Here is a 15,661-nt window from a genome sequence, read left to right as displayed (position 1 = left end):
AAGCGCGTGCTTTCGATATCGGACTTCGTTGGTTCGGTGCGAAGCGTCGAACCCCTAGAATCGACTCGACTCGCGCTTGCGCGCCTTCCCATCGAACCCAGGACATCATGGCAGATCGACTATCCAGATCCCGCCGCCGGCTCATCCAGGCCGGTCTGGCGCTCGCGGCCGGCGCTGCCGCCCAGCCGCGCTTCGCGCTCGCTGCCGCGGCCGGCGCACGCACGTTGCGCATCGGCTATCAGAAAGGGCCGCTCAGCCTGCTGAAGGCGAGAGGCACGCTGCAGGACAAGCTCGCGACGCTCGGTGTGAACGTGACCTGGACCGAGTTCCCGTCGGGGCCGCCGCAGCTCGAGGCGCTCAACGCCGGGTCGATCGACTTCGGCGATGTCGGCGAGGCGCCGCCGATTTTTGCGCTCGCGGCGGGTGCGCCGCTCGTCTACTACGCGCAAACGCCGGCAGGGCCCTCGACCGAGGCCGTGGTCGTCGCGAAGGATTCGCCGGTCAGGACCTTCGCGGATTTGCGCGGCAAGCGCATCGCGCTGGTGAAGGGATCCAACACGCACTTCCTGCTGGTCCGCTTGCTGCAGGCCGCGAAGCTCGACTTTGCGGACGTCAAGCCGGTCTGGTTGTCTCCGTCCGATGCGCGCGCCGCGTTCGAGAACCGCTCGGTCGACGCGTGGATCATCTGGGATCCGTTTCTCGCCGTCGTCCAGCAGACGTTGGGCGCGCGCATCGTCGCGGATGGCACGGGGCTCGTCGAGAACCGCAGCTACTACTTCGCGTCGCGCACCTATGCGCAGCGCAATGCCGACGTGCTGGGTGTGGCCGTGTCCGAGCTCACGACGGTCCAGCGATGGCTCGATGCGAATCGCGCGCAGGGTGCGGCCGAGTTCTCGAAACTGTGGGGCATTCCGGAGCCGGCCGTGGCGCTCGCGTTTCGCCGTGCGCGCTTCGGTGTCGAACCGGTGACGCGCGAGACGCTCGCGTACCAGCAGCACATCGCGGACGTGTTCTATCAGGCAGGCATCCTGCCGAAACGCGTGGACGTCAGCCAGGCGGCGCCGCCCACGCTCGCGTGACGAATTCGTAGCCGCAAACGACAACGCCACGGATGCAGATCCGTGGCGTTTCGCATTGCGTGTATCGCCGCACGGTGTCGGCGGGTGCCTGCTGTCTGCTGCGGTATTACTGCTGCTGGCCCCAGAGCGTGCGCCCGAAGAACGTCAGCGTGCGATCCCACGCGATCTGCGACCACACCGGATCGAACTGCGTGCCGCCGATGCGGCCGGGGCCGACGGCCGTTTCGTTTGCGAACGCGTGATGCGCGAGATAGCGGTGGAATTCGATGTCGACCTTCGCATCGGTCAGCTTCTTCTCCAGCGCATCGACCTGATCGATCGCGAAGAACGCATCCTGGGTACCCCAGTGACCCATCAGCGGCACCTTGAGCTTCGACGGATCGAGGTAGTCGAGCGGAGGGAAGCCGTACCACGTGACGCCGGCATCGACATCGGCGAACTGCAGCGACAGCAGCGTGAGTGCGCCGCCCATGCAGAAGCCGGTGACCGCCACGCGCGACGCGCGCGTCTTCAGATATTGCACTGCGCCCGGAATGTCCTGCGACGCGGCGTCGCCGAAATCGAGGCCGGTCATCAGGTGGTGCGCTTCTTCCTCCTCGACCGTCGACTTGCCGCGATACAGGTCGGGCACGAGCGCGAAGTAGCCGCAGCGCGCGAGGCGGTCGGCGACGCCGCGGATCTGGTCATTCAGCCCCCACCACTCCTGGATGACGACGACCGCAGGTGCACCTTCGGTCTTTTCCGGCGTCGCGAGGTAGCCCTGCAGTTCCTTGCCGTCGGGGCGGCGAAACGTGATCATGGAACCGGATGTTTGAGACATGAAACCGCTCCTTTTCGAAAAATGCGATGAGTGCGGCATCGGGTCGGCCAGCGAGTGCGGTTGCCCGGTGACTCGAGGTTTCGCTCGCGTTCGCTTCGGCCGGCGCCGACCACGCGGCCATTCTATGCGCAAACGCCGGCCGTCTGCGTGAATGGTTCGGGGCAGCGGCCGCGCCGCGCTCGCGCATCGATCGTGCGTCGTGGAGTGCGCATGTCGGAGTCACCGAAAACGAAACACCCCGCCCCGATGAACGGGAGCGGGGTGTTGTGTCGGCAGCGCGCGTATCGAGGTACGCGCCGCGTGCATCGGTCTTACTGACCGAAATAGACCGAGTCGCGAGCGGTTTGCTTGACTGCGATCGCGCGGCCGGTGCGCACGCCGGCGGCGGCTTGTGCGCCGTAACCCGTTGCGTCGCTGTTCGTCACGCGTGCCTGCGCGGTTTGCAGCGCATTCGGATAGTGGGCGTCGGACGCTTCCGGCTTGTAACCGGCTTGCTCGAGCTGCACGAGTTCCGCGCGGACCTGGGCGCGCGTCAGTTCGCCCGACGGGTTCGACTGGGCGAATGCGCCAACGGATGCGGTAAGGGCGGTGGCAGCAGCGACTGCGTAGATGAACGACTTCATGGTGACCTCCGGTTTTCGTAGATTTCGCGCTTCGCTTGTTGCGTTCAGCGGTTGATTGCATCGTAACGATCGCGATACCGGTCGGAAATAGGCGTTCCAGCGAATAATTATTGCAACTGGGTAAACGATTGGCGGGGAAAGCCGGGTTTTGTCTGATGATTGTTGGCGTGTCGGAGCGCATTCGCGGGGTGCGATTGGCAGTGCACGGTCGTAGGGGGCGTTGGGGGATTCGCGTGCCATGCCAACGCTGAACCACGAACTGGCGCGATCCGGGACAGAGGTGTATTGCAACCGCGCGCCGACCTCGGTCGGTCGAGAGATCGATTAAATCGGATTGCGAAGCATTTGTCGTGGGCACGAAAGTGTGTTCGCCCCATCGCTGTGGAATTCGGACGGACCCGGCCTTCTCACGCACCGACGCGAGTATCAACGCCGCATCGTCGCGCATACCGCGTCACTCACTCGTCGATGACCGACTGTCGTTTCCGGTATTCGGCAGGCGTGATCCCGACATGCTTCGCGAACGCCCGTCTGAGCGTATCGACATTCGCGAAGCCGCATTTCGCGGCGACCTGCTTCGGCGTGTCATGTCCGTTTTCGAGCAGTTGCCGGGCCGCGGAGATGCGGGTCGCTTCAACCCACGCGGCCGGCGTTAGGCCGACCTCCGCGCGAAAGAGCCGCGCGAAGTGGCGCGGGCTCATGCCCGCATGCTGCGCGAGTGCCGCCACCGAGTGTTCGAGTTCAGGATGGCTGGCGATCCAGCGCTGGACTTCCTGCAGCACGGAGCGCCCGGCCGGCCGTGCCTCGCCGCTGCGGCTGAACTGAAGCTGCCCGCCCGGGCGCTTGAAGAACATGACCAGTTGCGCGGCGACGCGCCGCGCGATTTCCCGGCCGAGATCCTCCTCGACCAGCGCGAGCGCGAGATCGAGCCCGGCCGTGACGCCTGCTCCGGTGCGCAGCTTGCCGTCGCGTACGTACAGCGCGTCCGCTTCGACCGTGAGCGACGGATACGCATCGGCGAGCGCGTCGGCGGCGGCCCAGTGCGTCGTCAGACGTCGTCCTTTCAGCAGGCCGGTCGCCGCGAGGATGAAGGCGCCGGTGCAGATCGAGCCATACCGCTTGCTTTGCACGGCGGCCGAGCGCAGCCATGCGAGAACGTCGGTTCGCAGCGCGACCCCGGCGGCATGCGGCGCACCGGCGACGAGCAACGTGTCGAGGCGATCGGGAATGTCGGGAGCGATCCAGTCGGCCAGCAATTGCGCGCCCGATGACGTGCGGAGCGGCCCCGACTCGCTCGCGATGATCCGCAGCGTATAGAACGGCTTGCCGCACTCGACGTTGGCCTGGGCGAATACGTCGAGCGGCGCGGAGACGTCGAGCAGTTGTACGCCCGGTACCGCGAAAATTCCCACGACCTTCGGCATGTTCGGTTGCGTGTTGTATCGATGTGTCGAACGTGACGCGTAGCAGTATAGACGCGCAATGCGAGGCGGCGAGTGGGGCATCGGCGCACTTCGCGCGCACGATTCGAGGGTTCCAGCGGCGATGGCTGTCGATCGAGTGAAATGGCAGGATTTGGCGTAATACGACGATTGATGCCAAACCCGGCCCTCCCGAAAATGGGTGCTGTCTTCAATGGAGGTCGATCATGACTGTGAACGTCGCCGGCATCACCGTTCCCGATAGCCAACTCGCTCGCGAGATCACCGAACTCGTACGGGACACCGAGTCCGAGTTGCTGTTTCATCATTCCAGCCGCGTCTACTACTTCGCCGCGCTCGCGGGGCAGCGCCGCGGGCTCCGCTACGATCCCGAACTGCTCTATTGCGGCTGCATGTTTCATGACATGGGGCTCACACATCGGCACAGCAGCGCGTGCGAACGATTCGAAGTGGACGGCGCCAATGCCGCCCGCGATTTTCTGAAGAGCAAGGGCATTTCGCAGCAGGACATCGACATCGTGTGGACAGCGATCGCGCTGCACACCACACCCGGCATTCCGAAGCATATGCATCCGGTCGTTGCGCTCGTCACCGCAGGGGTCGAGATGGACGTGCTGGGCCTCGCGTATCCGGAGTACAGCGACGTCGAACGAGACGCCGTCGTCCGCGCGCATCCGCGCACGCCGCATTTCAAGGAAGACATCATCCAGGCGTTCTACGACGGCATCCGGCACAAGCCGGACACGACGTTCGGCAACGTGAAGGCCGATGTGCTGGCCGACAAGGATCCGCATTTCCATGCAGGCAATTTCTGCAGCGTGATCCGATCGTCGGCGTGGGTTGGCTGATCGGTATCGGCGCCGGGCAGGCCGTGAGAGGAAGGGCGGTCTGGGCGGCGCACGTCGCGCCTGCCGATCGTTATTTCTTAGAAAAGTTGTTACGTGACAACCACATGACGTCGGTACAGGCCGTCGTATCCTGAATTTCACGGCCTCCGTTCTCGCGCGAACCGGCGATTGCGCGCCCGCGACAACGTGTGATGGGGCCGAAACGGGCCGCTCGCGACGAAGCGCGATCGAACCGCCAACGACAAGAATCTGCCCGCCTTCGGCAAAACGCCTATAATGATTGGGCAAATTGCCGGAGAAGAGTCATGAGCACGATCGCGTTTCACCCTTCGGGCGTCGCGCACCCGCGCCAGGCCGAATTCACGATACTCGAGCAACTGCTCGCGATTCGCGTGCGCTCGGGCGCCGATCTCGCCGAGCTGGCCAGCGCGCGCGTCGACGTCGCGGTGATCGATCGGCTGTTGGAGCGCGGCCTGAAGTCGGACGAACTCGCCTTCATCATCCCGCGGCGCACGTTGAGTCATCGCCGCCAGGCGCACGAGCGCCTGTCGCCGGAGGAGTCCGACAAGGCGATCCGGCTGGCGCGCATCGTCGCGCAGGCGACGGCCACGTTCGGCGACCAGGACAAGGCGATGGCGTGGCTGCGCAACGGGCTCCAGCGCTTCGGCGGCCGCACGTCGCTCGACATGTCGAGCACCGAGCACGGCGCGCGACTCGTCGAAGAGGCGCTCACGCAGATCGACGAAGGGTATTTCGCTTGACGACGCTGTGGCGGATCAGCAATTACGTCGATCTGAAAGGCATCGGCGGTTTGCGGGCCGGCGGGCGCTGGCATTTTGCCGGGCAGCCCGTCGTCTATCTCGCCGAGCATCCGGCGCTCGCGCTGCTCGAGACGCTCGTCCACTTCGAAATGGCCACCGTTGCGCAATTGCCGAGCGGATACCAGTTGCTGCGCGTCGAGGTGTCTGAATCGGTGGACATTGCGGAGATCGCGGAAGGCGATGCGCCGGCCGACTGGCGGGAGAACGTCGACTGGACCCGTAGCGCCGGCACCGAGTGGCTGCACACGCAGCCGAGCGCACTGCTGCGCGTACCGAGCGTCGTCGTGCCGCACGCGCACAACTTCCTGTTGAATCCGCTGCACCCGGCCGCATCCGACGTCCGCATCGCGGAAGTCATGCAGTCGCCGTACGACAGCCGGATTCTGCGGCTGGTCCAGTCGAACAAGAGCGAATAGGGCGCGTCGCGCACCGCGCACGACGAGCAGCAGGAACAGGTCGTTCATTGCGCCGCCGCCGCGTGGTGCGGGAAACGGCAGTGCCGATGCGGGGGCATCCACCGAGATCGACCGCCATCCGACGAGCAGCCGCTGAAAGCGAACGTGCGGCTCATCACTGCCACACCGCGGCATGGCAAATCGCCGACGCGTCGTCACGACGTGCGCAATGCCGCGACAGTCACCACGCTGACCCTCCGATTACATTTTCGTAATCGAGCCGCGCCGCTGGTCGGCGAAGCCTTTCGCCCGCCGGTTTACCGGTAACATCGCCGCATATTCCAACCGAATGCGATGGAGCCGAGCATGCGCATCCTGATAGTCGAAGACGAACCGAAGACGGCCGCGTACTTGAAGAAGGGCCTCGAGGAATCCGGCTTCAGCATCGATCTCGCAAAGGACGGCGCGGAAGGGCTGATGCTCGCGCAGGAAGAGAACTACGACGTGATCGTGCTCGACGTGATGCTGCCCGTGCTCGACGGGTGGGGCGTGCTCAAGCGCCTGCGCGACACCCATACCACGCCCGTGCTGTTCCTGACCGCGCGCGACGATGTGCAGGACCGCGTGCACGGTCTCGAACTGGGCGCCGATGATTACCTCGTGAAGCCGTTCGCGTTCGTCGAACTGCTCGCTCGCATCCGCACGCTTGCGCGCCGCGGGCCACCACGCGAGACGGAGCGCATCGTGATCGGCGACCTGGAAATCGATGTCGTGCGCCGCCGCGTGAAGCGCGGCACGGTGCGGATCGACCTGACGCCACGCGAGTTCTCGCTGCTGCAGCTGCTCGCGCGTCGGCAAGGCGAGGTGTTGAGCCGCACGCAGATCGCGTCGTATGTGTGGGACATGAACTTCGACAGCGACACCAACGTCGTCGAAGTCGCCATCCGGCGACTGCGCGCGAAGATCGACGATGCGTTTTCGGTCAAGCTGATCCATACGGTGCGCGGCGTAGGTTACGTGCTCGAACCGAAGGACGGTGCATGACGCTCGGTCGATCGCTTGGCGCGACGCTCGCGCTCGCGTTCGGGGCGACGATGCTCGCGGTCTTCGCGCTCGTCGGCACGTACGTGTATACCGGCCTCGAGCGGCAGGTGAGGACGCAGGACGATCTGGACATCGTGCTTGCCGCACGACACACGCGCCGGCTCGCGGGCGAACTCGATTCGCTCGACGCCGTGCGCGCGCACGCGGACCGGCTGACGAGCCAGGTGCTCGGCAACACGGCATTGTCGATGGCCGTGGTCGACGAGCGGGGCAACGTGCTCGCGCGGCACAACGTCAAGCGGAACGAACGCGAGGATCTGCCGCCGGCTGCGTCTGGCACGGCGTCGCCCGCACCGCCTGCGCTGCCCGATGCCGAGCTGTTTCCGCCCCACGCGACGCCGGTGCCGGCGGCCGAACGGATCACGGTCGACCGGATCGCGACATGGCGCGCCGACGGCGGCACGTCCGTGCGCGGTGTCGTGGCCGGCGCGATGCTGCGCGACGGTACGCAGATCCGCATCGCGATCGCGCGCGACATGAGCGATCGCGCCGAACTGCTCGACGGCTATCGCGACAAGCTGAAGCTCGCCGGCGGGCTCGGCGCCCTGTGCGCGATGCTGCTCAGCTACTGGCTGATCCGCACGGCGCTCGCACCGCTGCGCGAGATCGTCGCGAACACCGGCCGGATCACCGTCGACAAGCTCGACGCGCGGCTCGACGCCGCGCGCGCGCCGCGCGAACTGCGCGCGCTCGTCGATGCGCAGAACGCGATGCTCGGCCGGCTGCAGCAAGCGTTCGGACATCTGTCGCAATTCAGCGCCGATCTCGCGCACGACCTGCGCACGCCGCTGAACAACATGCGCGGCGCGACCGAGGTGGCGCTTGCGCGGCCGCGTTCGCCCGGCGAATATCAGGCGCTGCTCGAATCGAATCTCGAGGAATACGACCGTCTCGCGCGAATGATCGAGAACGTGCTGTTTCTCGCGCGCGCCGAACACCCGACCTTCGTGACACGGCAGCGCGCGTTTGACGTGCATGACGAGCTGACGCGCATCGCCGAATACTTCGAAGGGCTCGCCGATGAAGCGGGTTCGACGCTGCGTGTGGAAGGGCACGGCCAGCTGACTGCCGATGTCGAACTGTTTCGCCGCGCGGTCGGCAACCTGCTCGCGAATGCGCTTCGCTACACGCCTGCGGGCGGTGTCATCGCGCTGAGCGTCGACGAAACGGCGGACGCGGTACGCGTCGTCGTCGAGAATCCGGGCGAGCCGATCGATCCCGCGCTGCTGCCGCGCATCTTCGACCGGTTCGTGCGCGGCGACCCCGCGCGCAGCGGCGGCGTGCCGGGCGGCACGGCCGGGCTCGGGCTTGCGATCGTGCGTTCGGTGATGGAGCTGCACGGCGGCACCGCGCGCGTCGAAAGCGACGCGGCGGGCACGCGGTTCATCCTCATCTTCGTCAGGAACGCTGCGTCTTGATCGCCGTGCCCGATCCGGCGGTGGAAGCGGCGAGATCCGCGCCCGCGTGCCAGCCGCCGCCCAGCGCCTTCAGCAATCCGACCGCAGCTTCCATCCGGCGCGCGGCGATCTGGTCGGCCAGGCGCCGATTGGTCAGCGCGATCGTTTGCGCGGTCACCACGTCCAGATAGCTGACGGCGCCAGCGTTGAAGCGATTCGTCGTCAGCCGCAGCGACAGGTCGGCCGCGTCGGTCGCACGCTGTTGACTGGCGGCTTCGGACGCGAGCGCATCGAGCGCGGACAGTTGATCCTCCACCTGCTGGAATGCGCCCAGCACGGTCTGCCGATAGTCGGCGACCTCGCCATCGTACTGCGCGTGCGCGCCGCGCAACGTCGCGCTGCGTCGGCCGCCGTCGAACAGCGTGCCGACGAGTTGCGGGCCGAGCGACCAGAACAGGCTTGGCGCTGTCAGCCACGGCATGAAGAACCCGCTTTCGAGCCCCGCGCTCGCCGACAGCACGAGGTCGGGGAAGAACGCGGCGCGCGCTTCGCCGATCTGTGCGTTCGCGGCCGCGACGCGACGCTCGGCAGCGGCGATGTCAGGCCGTCGTTCGAGCAGTTGCGACGGCACGCCGGCCGGAATGGCCGGCACGTCGAACGCTTGAACGCGCGGCGGCAACGCGAACGTCGACGCGTTCTCGCCGACGAGCGTCGCGATCGCATGCTGGAGCTGTGCCCGCGACGCGTCGATGTCGGTGTCCTGCGTGCGCGTCGCTTCCAGTTGAGTTTCGGCTTGTGCGACGGCGGACGCATCGATCGCGCCGGCCGCGAGCTGCTGTTGCAACAGCTTCAGCGCATCCGCATAGGCCCGCACCGTGTCGTCGAGCAGCTGCTTTTGCGTGTCGAGCGAGCGCAGCGCGAAATAGTCGGTCGCGAGTTCCGCCGTGACCGACAGCTTGACGGCTTGCAGATCGGCCGCGCTCGCGTCCGCGTTCGCCTGCGCACCTGCGACTGCATCGCGCACGCGGCCGAACACGTCGGGTTCCCAGCTTGCCGCGACGCCGAGCTGATGGTCGGGTGTCGTCTTGCCGGCGAGTGACGAACCCAGCTTGTTCTGCGATATGCGTGAACGGCTTTGCGCCACGCCCGCCGTCACGGTCGGCAGAAAGCCCGCATGCTGGTAGTCGACCGTCGCGCGCGCTTGCTCGAGGTCGGCAACGGCTTTCTTCACGGTCTGGTTCGACACGTCGACGCGCGCTTCGAGCGCGTTCAGATCCGCATCGTTGAACACGGTCCACCACGCGCCGCGCGACGCGGCATCGGCCGGCGCCGCGACTTGCCAGCCCGGTTGCGCGGCCGGTGCGCCCGCATAGTGCGTGGGCACCGCGACGGTCGGCGGCGAATAGGGCGGCAGCGTCGAGCAAGCGGCCAACGCGGTGACAACGCCGAGCGCGACGACGCGGCGGGCGAACGGGAGCGGGTGAGGAAGGCGCATGGCGGGAATCTCACAGGTAGGCATGGCGGGTCAGGTGCGGGCGTTCGAGGCAGGCGCAACGGGCGCGGAGGCGGGCATGGACGTCGCCGCGCGTGGCGCTGACGGCGCACCGCCTGCCGTGGCCGATTGCGCTGCCGGCGCAGCGGCCGGCACCGCGCCGTGCTCGACCGACACGATCTTCACGGTTTCGCCGTTTGCGATCGAATCGCCCGGGTTGTCGATCACGCGATCGGTCGCGCCGAGCCCCGCGACGATCTCGACGTGCGTGCCGAAATCGCGCCCGATCTGCACGGTCTTCAGCGCCGTGCGTCCATTCGCGTCGACCGTTGCAACCGTCACGCCGTTCGGCCGGTACAGCAGTGCACTGACCGGCAGCTCGAACGCGGGCGCCGCGCTCGGCACGAGCAGGTGCGCCTGCGCATACGCGCCGGGCAGCAACGCGCCATCGCGATTGTCGACGTCGATCTCGACGCGCAGCGTGCGCGTGACCGGGTCGATCGCGCCCGCGCTGCGGGCGACGTGCGCGGCGAAGCGCCGCCCCGGATACTGCTGCGTGGTCAGGTAGACGGCCGTGCCGGTGGAGACGCCGGTCGCGCTGTCCTGCGGCACGTCGACGAACACGCGCAGCGTGTCGGTCTGCTCCAGATGGAACAGCTCGCCCGACAGCCCGGGGCTGCCCGGCGTGCCGCCCGCCGTGACGAGCGTGCCGACGTCGACGTTGCGCGCGGTAATCACGCCGTCGAACGGCGCGGTCACGGATTCGAACGACACGAGTTCGTTCAGATGGGCGGTATTGGCCTGCGCGGATGAGAGCATCGCGCGCTTCGCGTTCATGTCGGCCACCTTCGTGTCGGTATCCTGCTGCGACACCGATTGCGTCTTCAGCATGTCCTGCCAGCGCTGCGCGGTCGATTTCGCATAGTCGTAGTTCGCTTGCGCGGTCGCCGCGTCCGCGCGCGCCTGGCGCAACTGCGCGTCGAGGTCGGGCGCCGTGATCTGCGCGAGCGTTTGTCCGGCCTTCACATGCGTGCCGATGTCCGCGCTCCAGTGGGCGATGTAGCCGCTCGTGCGCGCGTAGATCGACGCCTCCGCATACGGCGTCACGGCACCCGGCAGCGTGAGCGTCTGGTCGGCCGGTGCGGCGCCGGGCTGGAGCACGGTCACCGGCAGCGCCTGCTGTGCCGCCACCTGGTGGCGCTGCGCGGCGCGCGCGTCGATGCGCGGCACGATGCCGATCGCGAGCAGCGCGGCGGCGACGGCAATCGCGGCAAGCGGGACGGCAAGCTTGCGGCCGCGCCGGGGCGGCGGTGTTTCCGGCGCTGCGCCGCGCGCGGCAGATGGCATCGTTTCCGGTTCGGGAGCCGGCGGCGGGGCGAGAGGTTCGGTCGTGTCGTTCATGATGAGCTCGATGTCGGGCGAGTCGTAGGGAATCGGGATGCGTGCTTGATCAGCGCACCACCGGCATGTCCTGCGCGGGGCGGACGTCGGCCGCTTCGCGGCGTCGGTCGAGCCACGCGTGGATGAAGCCGAACAGCACAGGTACGAACAGCAGTGTCGACAGCGTGCCGAACGCCAGCCCGCCGATCACGGCACGGCCGAGCGGGGCATTTTGTTCGCCGCCGTCGCCGAGGCCGAGCGCCATCGGCAGCATGCCGATCAGCATCGCGAGCGCGGTCATCACGACCGGACGAAAGCGGCTGAATCCGGCCTCGAGCGCGGCCTGCCACGGTGATGCGCCGCTCGCGATCAGCTCGCGCGCCGCGTTGACGACGAGGATGCTGTTCGCGGTCGCGATGCCGATGCACAGGATCGTGCCGGTCAGCGCGGGCACCGACAGCGTGGTGCGCGTGACGAACAGCATCCACGCGATGCCGGCGAGCGACGCGGGCAGGCCGCCGACGATCACGAGCGGGTCCAGCCACGACTGGAAGTTGACGACCATCAGCAAGTAGACGAGCGCGATCGCGATCGCGAGCCCGCCGAGCAGCCCGGCAAACGACTCGTGCATCGCCTGTACCTGCCCGCGCAGCACGATCGACGAACCGGGCGGAAGTTGCGCGCGCGCATCGTCGACGAGCTTCGTCACGTCGGCCGTGACGCCACCCAGATCGCGCCCTTGCACCGACGCGAAGATGTCGAGCACGGGCTGCACGTTGTAATGCGACACCACGGCCTGCTGCGTCGCGCGCGAGAACGCGCCCAATGCGCCGAGCAGGTTCTGGGCGGGCGCGCCTGCGGCCGGACCGCCGGCGGGCGTCTGCGGCGGGCGTGCGGCACCCGTCGGCAGCGGTATGTTCGCCAGCGACTGCAGTGAGTCGACCGAATACTGCGGGGCCTGCACGATCAATGGATAGCTGACGCCGTTGCGCGGATCGAGCCAGAAGTTCGGCGTCGTCTGCGAACTGCCCGACAGCGCGATCAGCAGGTTCTGCGCGACGTCGCGTTGTTCGAGGCCGGCCTGAATCGCCTTCGTGCGGTCCACGTCGACGTTGATCGCCGGCTCGTCGCCGGGCTGCTGGATGCGCGTATCGACGAGGCCGCGCACGCCGCGCAGCTTGGCAAGCAGCGCATTCGCCACCGCGCGGTTCTGGTCCAGCTTGTTACCGACGATCTGGATGTCGACCGGCGCAGGCAGTCCGAAATTGAGAATCTGGCTGACGATGTCGGCCGGCAGGAACGCGAACGTGACGCCCGGGAATGATTGGGCGAGCAGGTTGCGCAGCTTCGCGACATACGCTGCCGTCGGCGCGTGGTTCGGCTTCAGCGTGATGTTCACGTCCGCATCCTCGGTGCCGATCGGGTCGGACGAGTCGTACGTGAGGTTGATCCCGCTCACCGGCACGCCGATGTTGTCGAGCATGCCGGCCAACTGGTTCGCCGGAATCACGGTCCGGATGCGCGCTTCCACTTCGTCGGTGAGGCGCGCGGTTTCCTCGATCCGCGTACCGGTCGGGGCGCGCAGATGCAGACGGATCTCGCCCGTGTCGACCGACGGGAAGAAATCCTGGCCGGCGAATGCGAACAGGCCGGTCGACGCGGCGCACGCGAGAAGGAACGCGGCCGCGAAACGGCGACGATTCGAGATCGCTGCCGACAGCAGCGCGCGATAGCGCAGCCGGACCGCCTCGAAGCGACGTTCGAACGCGGCCTGGAATCGTGCGATGCGCGCGAACACGCCACGCGGCGGGCGGCCTTGCCCCTTCGCGCGCATCAGGACCATGGCGAGCGTCGGCACCAGCGTGCGCGAGAAGAAATACGACGCGACCATCGCGAAGATCACCGCTTCGGCCAACGGCACGAACAGGTAGCGCGCGACGCCCGTGAGCATGAACATCGGCACGAACACGATGCAGATCGACAGCGTCGACACGAAGGTCGGCACGGCGATTTCGCCCGAGCCGGTCAGAATCGCGTCTTCCAGCGGCGCGCCGCGTTCGAGATGATGCGTGATGTTCTCGATCGCGACGGTCGCGTCGTCGACGAGTATCCCGACCGCGAGCGCGAGCCCACCGAGCGTCATGATGTTGATGGTCTGGCCGAGCGCGCCCAGCGCGAGCAGCGACGTGAGCACCGCCAGCGGAATCGATACGGCGATGATCAACGTCGCGCGCCAGCTGCCGAGGAACAACAGGATCATCAGCGCGGTCAGGCAGGCGGCGATCAGCGCTTCGCGCACGACGCCCTGGACCGCCGCCTTCACGAACACCGACTGGTCGCCGAGCGCGGAGATGTGCAGCGCTTTCGGCAAGCCGGCCGCGATCTTCGGCAGCATCGCCTTGACCTGGTCGATGATCGTCAGTGTCGACGCGCTGCCGGTCTTCTCGACGGTCAGCAGCGCCGCGCGCTTGCCGTCGACGCGCACGATGTTCGTCTGCGGAGCGTAGCCGTCGCGAACGTGCGCGACGTCGTGCACATAGACCACGTTGCCGTCGATCGTCTTGACGGGCAGGTTGTTCAGCGCGGCGACCGTCTGCGTGCTGCCGTTCATCTGCACGTTGTACTCGCGCGTGCCAATCTTCGCGGTGCCGCCCGGCAGGATCAGGTTCTGCGCGTTGATCGCGTTCACCACGTCGATCGGCGCGAGCCCCTTCGCCTGCAGCGCGCGCGTGTCGAGGTCGACGACGATCTGGCGAATCTTGCCGCCGAACGGCAGCGGTACCGCAGCGCCCTGAACGGTCGCGAGCTGCGTGCGGATGAAGCTGTTGCCGAGGTCGTACAGTTGCTGTTCGGCAAGCGTGTTGCTCGACAGTCCGAGCTGCAGGATCGGCACCGTCGACGCGTTGTACGTGATGATGTTCGGCGGCAGCGTGCCCGGCGGCAGGATCCGCAGGATCGACGCGGAATTGCTCGCGGCTTCCGCGATCGCGCGATTGATGTCCGCGCCGGGGTGGAAGAAGATCTTCACGACCGACACGCCGTTCAGCGACTGCGATTCGATGTGCTCGATGTCGTCGACGTCCGACGTCAGCGCGCGCTCGTAGTTGGACGTGATGCGCTTGGCCATGTCCTCGGCGGAAAAGCCGTTGTACGACCACACGATGCTGACGACCGGAATGTCGATGTTCGGGAAGATGTCGGTCGGCATGCGCAGGATCGCGAGCGGTCCCGCGATGAAGATCAGCAATGCGAGTACGACGAAGGTATAGGGCCTGCGCAGCGCCAGCCGGACGATCCACATGATTTTTTCCTCGAAGCAGGGCATGGGTGCCGCATTCGATGCGGTGAGCATGCAGTCTGCTGGCGCGGCGTTGACCCGATGCTGACCTGAACATTACGAAACTGTTATCCGGGCGCGGGCGACGGATTTCAAAGTTGTCATCTGCCGGTCAGCGTGGGGTACGGGTCGATCGCCAGAATGGACGTGTCAGGCGGCGAATCGCGATTGCGGTCACGCCGGCGGCGCATCGACGATGCGTCTTCATTGAACCGTTCTCGGGAGTTTCATCATGAATCGCAAACTGATCGCAGCCGCACTGCTCGCCGTCGTCGTCGGAACGCCGGTTGCCGCCTTCGCACAAACTTCGTCGTCCGGCGTGACCCGTGCCGAAGTGATCGCCGATCTCGTTCAGGCAGAACGCGACGGCATCGTGCCCACTTCGAACTCCGACTATCCGCCGAGCGCGGCGACGGTCGCACGCAACCGCGAGCTCTACGCGATCGCGCACGGTGACCAGCGCACCGCCATGGCCGGCGCGGCAGCGACCGTATCGACCGCGAGCGCGCAATGAAGCGGGGGAACGTGACGAAGCTCCGTTCCCGGATGGTGGTCGCCGCGCTGCTCGCGGCGACGGCCATACCGGCCTTTGCGCGCGGGCAGCCGGAATTGCCGAGCGACGACGGCGGCCGCGCGAGTGTGCTGCGCGAGCTCGACCCGACGCGGGTGTCGGATGACGCGCGGTCGCGCACGGCATCCGCTTCCTCCTCGAAGGGCGGCGGCAACGCTGACAGGAATGCCGCGACCTGGCGGGTCCGAGCCTCGTCGAGCGCACAGGGGTGATCCGGGGTTTGAGTTCGACACCCTTTCACGCCCGTACGTCGAAGTCGCGCGACAGTGAGCCGCGGCGGTGTAGCCCTGTCGCGCGTCGGCTATCACCCGGTCAAAAAGATGTCGTGCGGATTGGCACGGCAGACCGGCGG

The 15,661-nt window shown here is 67.0% G+C and carries 14 protein-coding genes and 1 pseudogene; 8 read left to right on the top strand and 7 right to left on the bottom strand.

Going from position 1 to position 15,661, the window contains the following annotated elements:
• Positions 1-107 precede the first annotated feature (107 nt).
• On the top strand, positions 108-1,079 hold the full coding sequence (locus BAMB_RS29895) for a sulfonate ABC transporter substrate-binding protein (RefSeq protein ID WP_011660881.1): 972 nt from the start codon (positions 108-110) through the stop codon (positions 1,077-1,079).
• A 106-nt stretch (positions 1,080-1,185) separates the two neighbouring features.
• On the opposite strand, the gene BAMB_RS29890 is transcribed toward BAMB_RS29895, so the two are convergent.
• From BAMB_RS29890 to BAMB_RS29880, 3 genes are all read right to left on the bottom strand, one after another.
• Positions 1,186-1,899: a dienelactone hydrolase family protein gene (locus tag BAMB_RS29890; RefSeq protein ID WP_011660880.1), complete on the bottom strand. Its 714-nt coding sequence runs from the start codon at positions 1,897-1,899 to the stop codon at positions 1,186-1,188.
• A 311-nt stretch (positions 1,900-2,210) separates the two neighbouring features.
• Positions 2,211-2,522, bottom strand: coding sequence for a DUF4148 domain-containing protein (locus tag BAMB_RS29885; RefSeq protein WP_011660879.1), 312 nt, complete (start codon positions 2,520-2,522; stop codon positions 2,211-2,213).
• A gap of 458 nt (positions 2,523-2,980) precedes the next feature.
• Positions 2,981-3,946: a GlxA family transcriptional regulator gene (locus BAMB_RS29880; protein ID WP_041491779.1), complete on the bottom strand. Its 966-nt coding sequence runs from the start codon at positions 3,944-3,946 to the stop codon at positions 2,981-2,983.
• 224 nt (positions 3,947-4,170) lie between these two features.
• Here BAMB_RS29880 and BAMB_RS29875 point away from each other — a divergent pair, with 224 nt between their 5' ends.
• From BAMB_RS29875 to BAMB_RS29865, 3 genes are all read left to right on the top strand, one after another.
• Positions 4,171-4,812, top strand: a complete 642-nt coding sequence (locus BAMB_RS29875) for an HD domain-containing protein (protein WP_011660877.1) — start codon at positions 4,171-4,173, stop codon at positions 4,810-4,812.
• Positions 4,813-5,117: 305 nt separating this feature from the next.
• A complete protein-coding gene (parS, locus tag BAMB_RS29870) occupies positions 5,118-5,573 on the top strand; it encodes a type II RES/Xre toxin-antitoxin system antitoxin (protein ID WP_011660876.1) in 456 nt (151 codons plus the stop codon).
• Positions 5,570-6,049 (top strand): RES family NAD+ phosphorylase, encoded by a 480-nt coding sequence (locus tag BAMB_RS29865; protein WP_011660875.1) that lies wholly within the window; start codon positions 5,570-5,572, stop codon positions 6,047-6,049. Before parS ends, BAMB_RS29865 begins: the two co-directional genes overlap by 4 nt.
• Here BAMB_RS29865 and BAMB_RS36045 read toward each other — a convergent pair.
• Positions 6,047-6,154, bottom strand: a pseudogene (locus BAMB_RS36045) (tyrosine-type recombinase/integrase); the annotation flags it as partial. The gene BAMB_RS29865 and the pseudogene BAMB_RS36045 sit on opposite strands and share 3 nt — an antisense overlap.
• A 240-nt stretch (positions 6,155-6,394) precedes the next feature.
• Here BAMB_RS36045 and BAMB_RS29860 point away from each other — a divergent pair.
• Both BAMB_RS29860 and BAMB_RS29855 read left to right on the top strand, forming a co-directional pair.
• Positions 6,395-7,072 (top strand): heavy metal response regulator transcription factor, encoded by a 678-nt coding sequence (locus BAMB_RS29860; protein ID WP_011660874.1) that lies wholly within the window; start codon positions 6,395-6,397, stop codon positions 7,070-7,072.
• Positions 7,069-8,550 (top strand): heavy metal sensor histidine kinase, encoded by a 1,482-nt coding sequence (locus tag BAMB_RS29855; RefSeq protein ID WP_011660873.1) that lies wholly within the window; start codon positions 7,069-7,071, stop codon positions 8,548-8,550. The genes BAMB_RS29860 and BAMB_RS29855 overlap by 4 nt, the downstream gene beginning before the upstream one ends.
• Here the strand turns inward: BAMB_RS29855 and BAMB_RS29850 are convergent.
• Genes BAMB_RS29850 through BAMB_RS29840 form a run of 3 tightly spaced genes read right to left on the bottom strand, consistent with a single transcriptional unit; the run spans position 8,531 to position 14,702 of the window.
• Positions 8,531-10,024, bottom strand: a complete 1,494-nt coding sequence (locus BAMB_RS29850; RefSeq protein ID WP_011660872.1) for an efflux transporter outer membrane subunit — start codon at positions 10,022-10,024, stop codon at positions 8,531-8,533. The genes BAMB_RS29855 and BAMB_RS29850 overlap by 20 nt on opposite strands.
• Positions 10,025-10,054: 30 nt before the next feature.
• Complete coding sequence (locus BAMB_RS29845; protein ID WP_011660871.1) at positions 10,055-11,422, bottom strand: efflux RND transporter periplasmic adaptor subunit; 1,368 nt, start codon at positions 11,420-11,422, stop codon at positions 10,055-10,057.
• 49 nt (positions 11,423-11,471) lie between these two features.
• Positions 11,472-14,702, bottom strand: coding sequence for an efflux RND transporter permease subunit (locus tag BAMB_RS29840; protein WP_011660870.1), 3,231 nt, complete (start codon positions 14,700-14,702; stop codon positions 11,472-11,474).
• 268 nt (positions 14,703-14,970) lie between these two features.
• Between BAMB_RS29840 and BAMB_RS29835 the strand changes: the two genes are divergently transcribed.
• Both BAMB_RS29835 and BAMB_RS29830 read left to right on the top strand, forming a co-directional pair.
• Complete coding sequence (locus tag BAMB_RS29835) at positions 14,971-15,252, top strand: DUF4148 domain-containing protein (RefSeq protein ID WP_011660869.1); 282 nt, start codon at positions 14,971-14,973, stop codon at positions 15,250-15,252.
• Complete coding sequence (locus tag BAMB_RS29830) at positions 15,249-15,521, top strand: hypothetical protein (RefSeq protein ID WP_041491778.1); 273 nt, start codon at positions 15,249-15,251, stop codon at positions 15,519-15,521. Before BAMB_RS29835 ends, BAMB_RS29830 begins: the two co-directional genes overlap by 4 nt.
• Positions 15,522-15,661: the final 140 nt, after the last annotated feature.

Source organism: Burkholderia ambifaria AMMD (genome assembly GCF_000203915.1).
Lineage (GTDB): Bacteria > Pseudomonadota > Gammaproteobacteria > Burkholderiales > Burkholderiaceae > Burkholderia > Burkholderia ambifaria.
Note: the sequence above shows the minus strand (reverse complement) of the source record. Positions and strands in the feature narration are given on the sequence as shown.

Bases quoted from the DNA above. Each gene is read 5' to 3' on its own strand.
- BAMB_RS29880 (WP_041491779.1), bottom strand. From the start codon at position 3,946: ATGCCGAAGGTCGTGGGAATTTTCGCGGTACCGGGCGTACAACTGCTC.
- parS (WP_011660876.1), top strand. From the start codon at position 5,118: ATGAGCACGATCGCGTTTCACCCTTCGGGCGTCGCGCACCCGCGCCAG.
- BAMB_RS29875 (WP_011660877.1), top strand. From the start codon at position 4,171: ATGACTGTGAACGTCGCCGGCATCACCGTTCCCGATAGCCAACTCGCT.
- BAMB_RS29860 (WP_011660874.1), top strand. From the start codon at position 6,395: ATGCGCATCCTGATAGTCGAAGACGAACCGAAGACGGCCGCGTACTTG.
- BAMB_RS29895 (WP_011660881.1), top strand. From the start codon at position 108: ATGGCAGATCGACTATCCAGATCCCGCCGCCGGCTCATCCAGGCCGGT.
- BAMB_RS29840 (WP_011660870.1), bottom strand. From the start codon at position 14,702: ATGTGGATCGTCCGGCTGGCGCTGCGCAGGCCCTATACCTTCGTCGTA.
- BAMB_RS29835 (WP_011660869.1), top strand. From the start codon at position 14,971: ATGAATCGCAAACTGATCGCAGCCGCACTGCTCGCCGTCGTCGTCGGA.
- BAMB_RS29830 (WP_041491778.1), top strand. From the start codon at position 15,249: ATGAAGCGGGGGAACGTGACGAAGCTCCGTTCCCGGATGGTGGTCGCC.
- BAMB_RS29845 (WP_011660871.1), bottom strand. From the start codon at position 11,422: ATGAACGACACGACCGAACCTCTCGCCCCGCCGCCGGCTCCCGAACCG.
- BAMB_RS29850 (WP_011660872.1), bottom strand. From the start codon at position 10,024: ATGCGCCTTCCTCACCCGCTCCCGTTCGCCCGCCGCGTCGTCGCGCTC.
- BAMB_RS29890 (WP_011660880.1), bottom strand. From the start codon at position 1,899: ATGTCTCAAACATCCGGTTCCATGATCACGTTTCGCCGCCCCGACGGC.
- BAMB_RS29855 (WP_011660873.1), top strand. From the start codon at position 7,069: ATGACGCTCGGTCGATCGCTTGGCGCGACGCTCGCGCTCGCGTTCGGG.
- BAMB_RS29885 (WP_011660879.1), bottom strand. From the start codon at position 2,522: ATGAAGTCGTTCATCTACGCAGTCGCTGCTGCCACCGCCCTTACCGCA.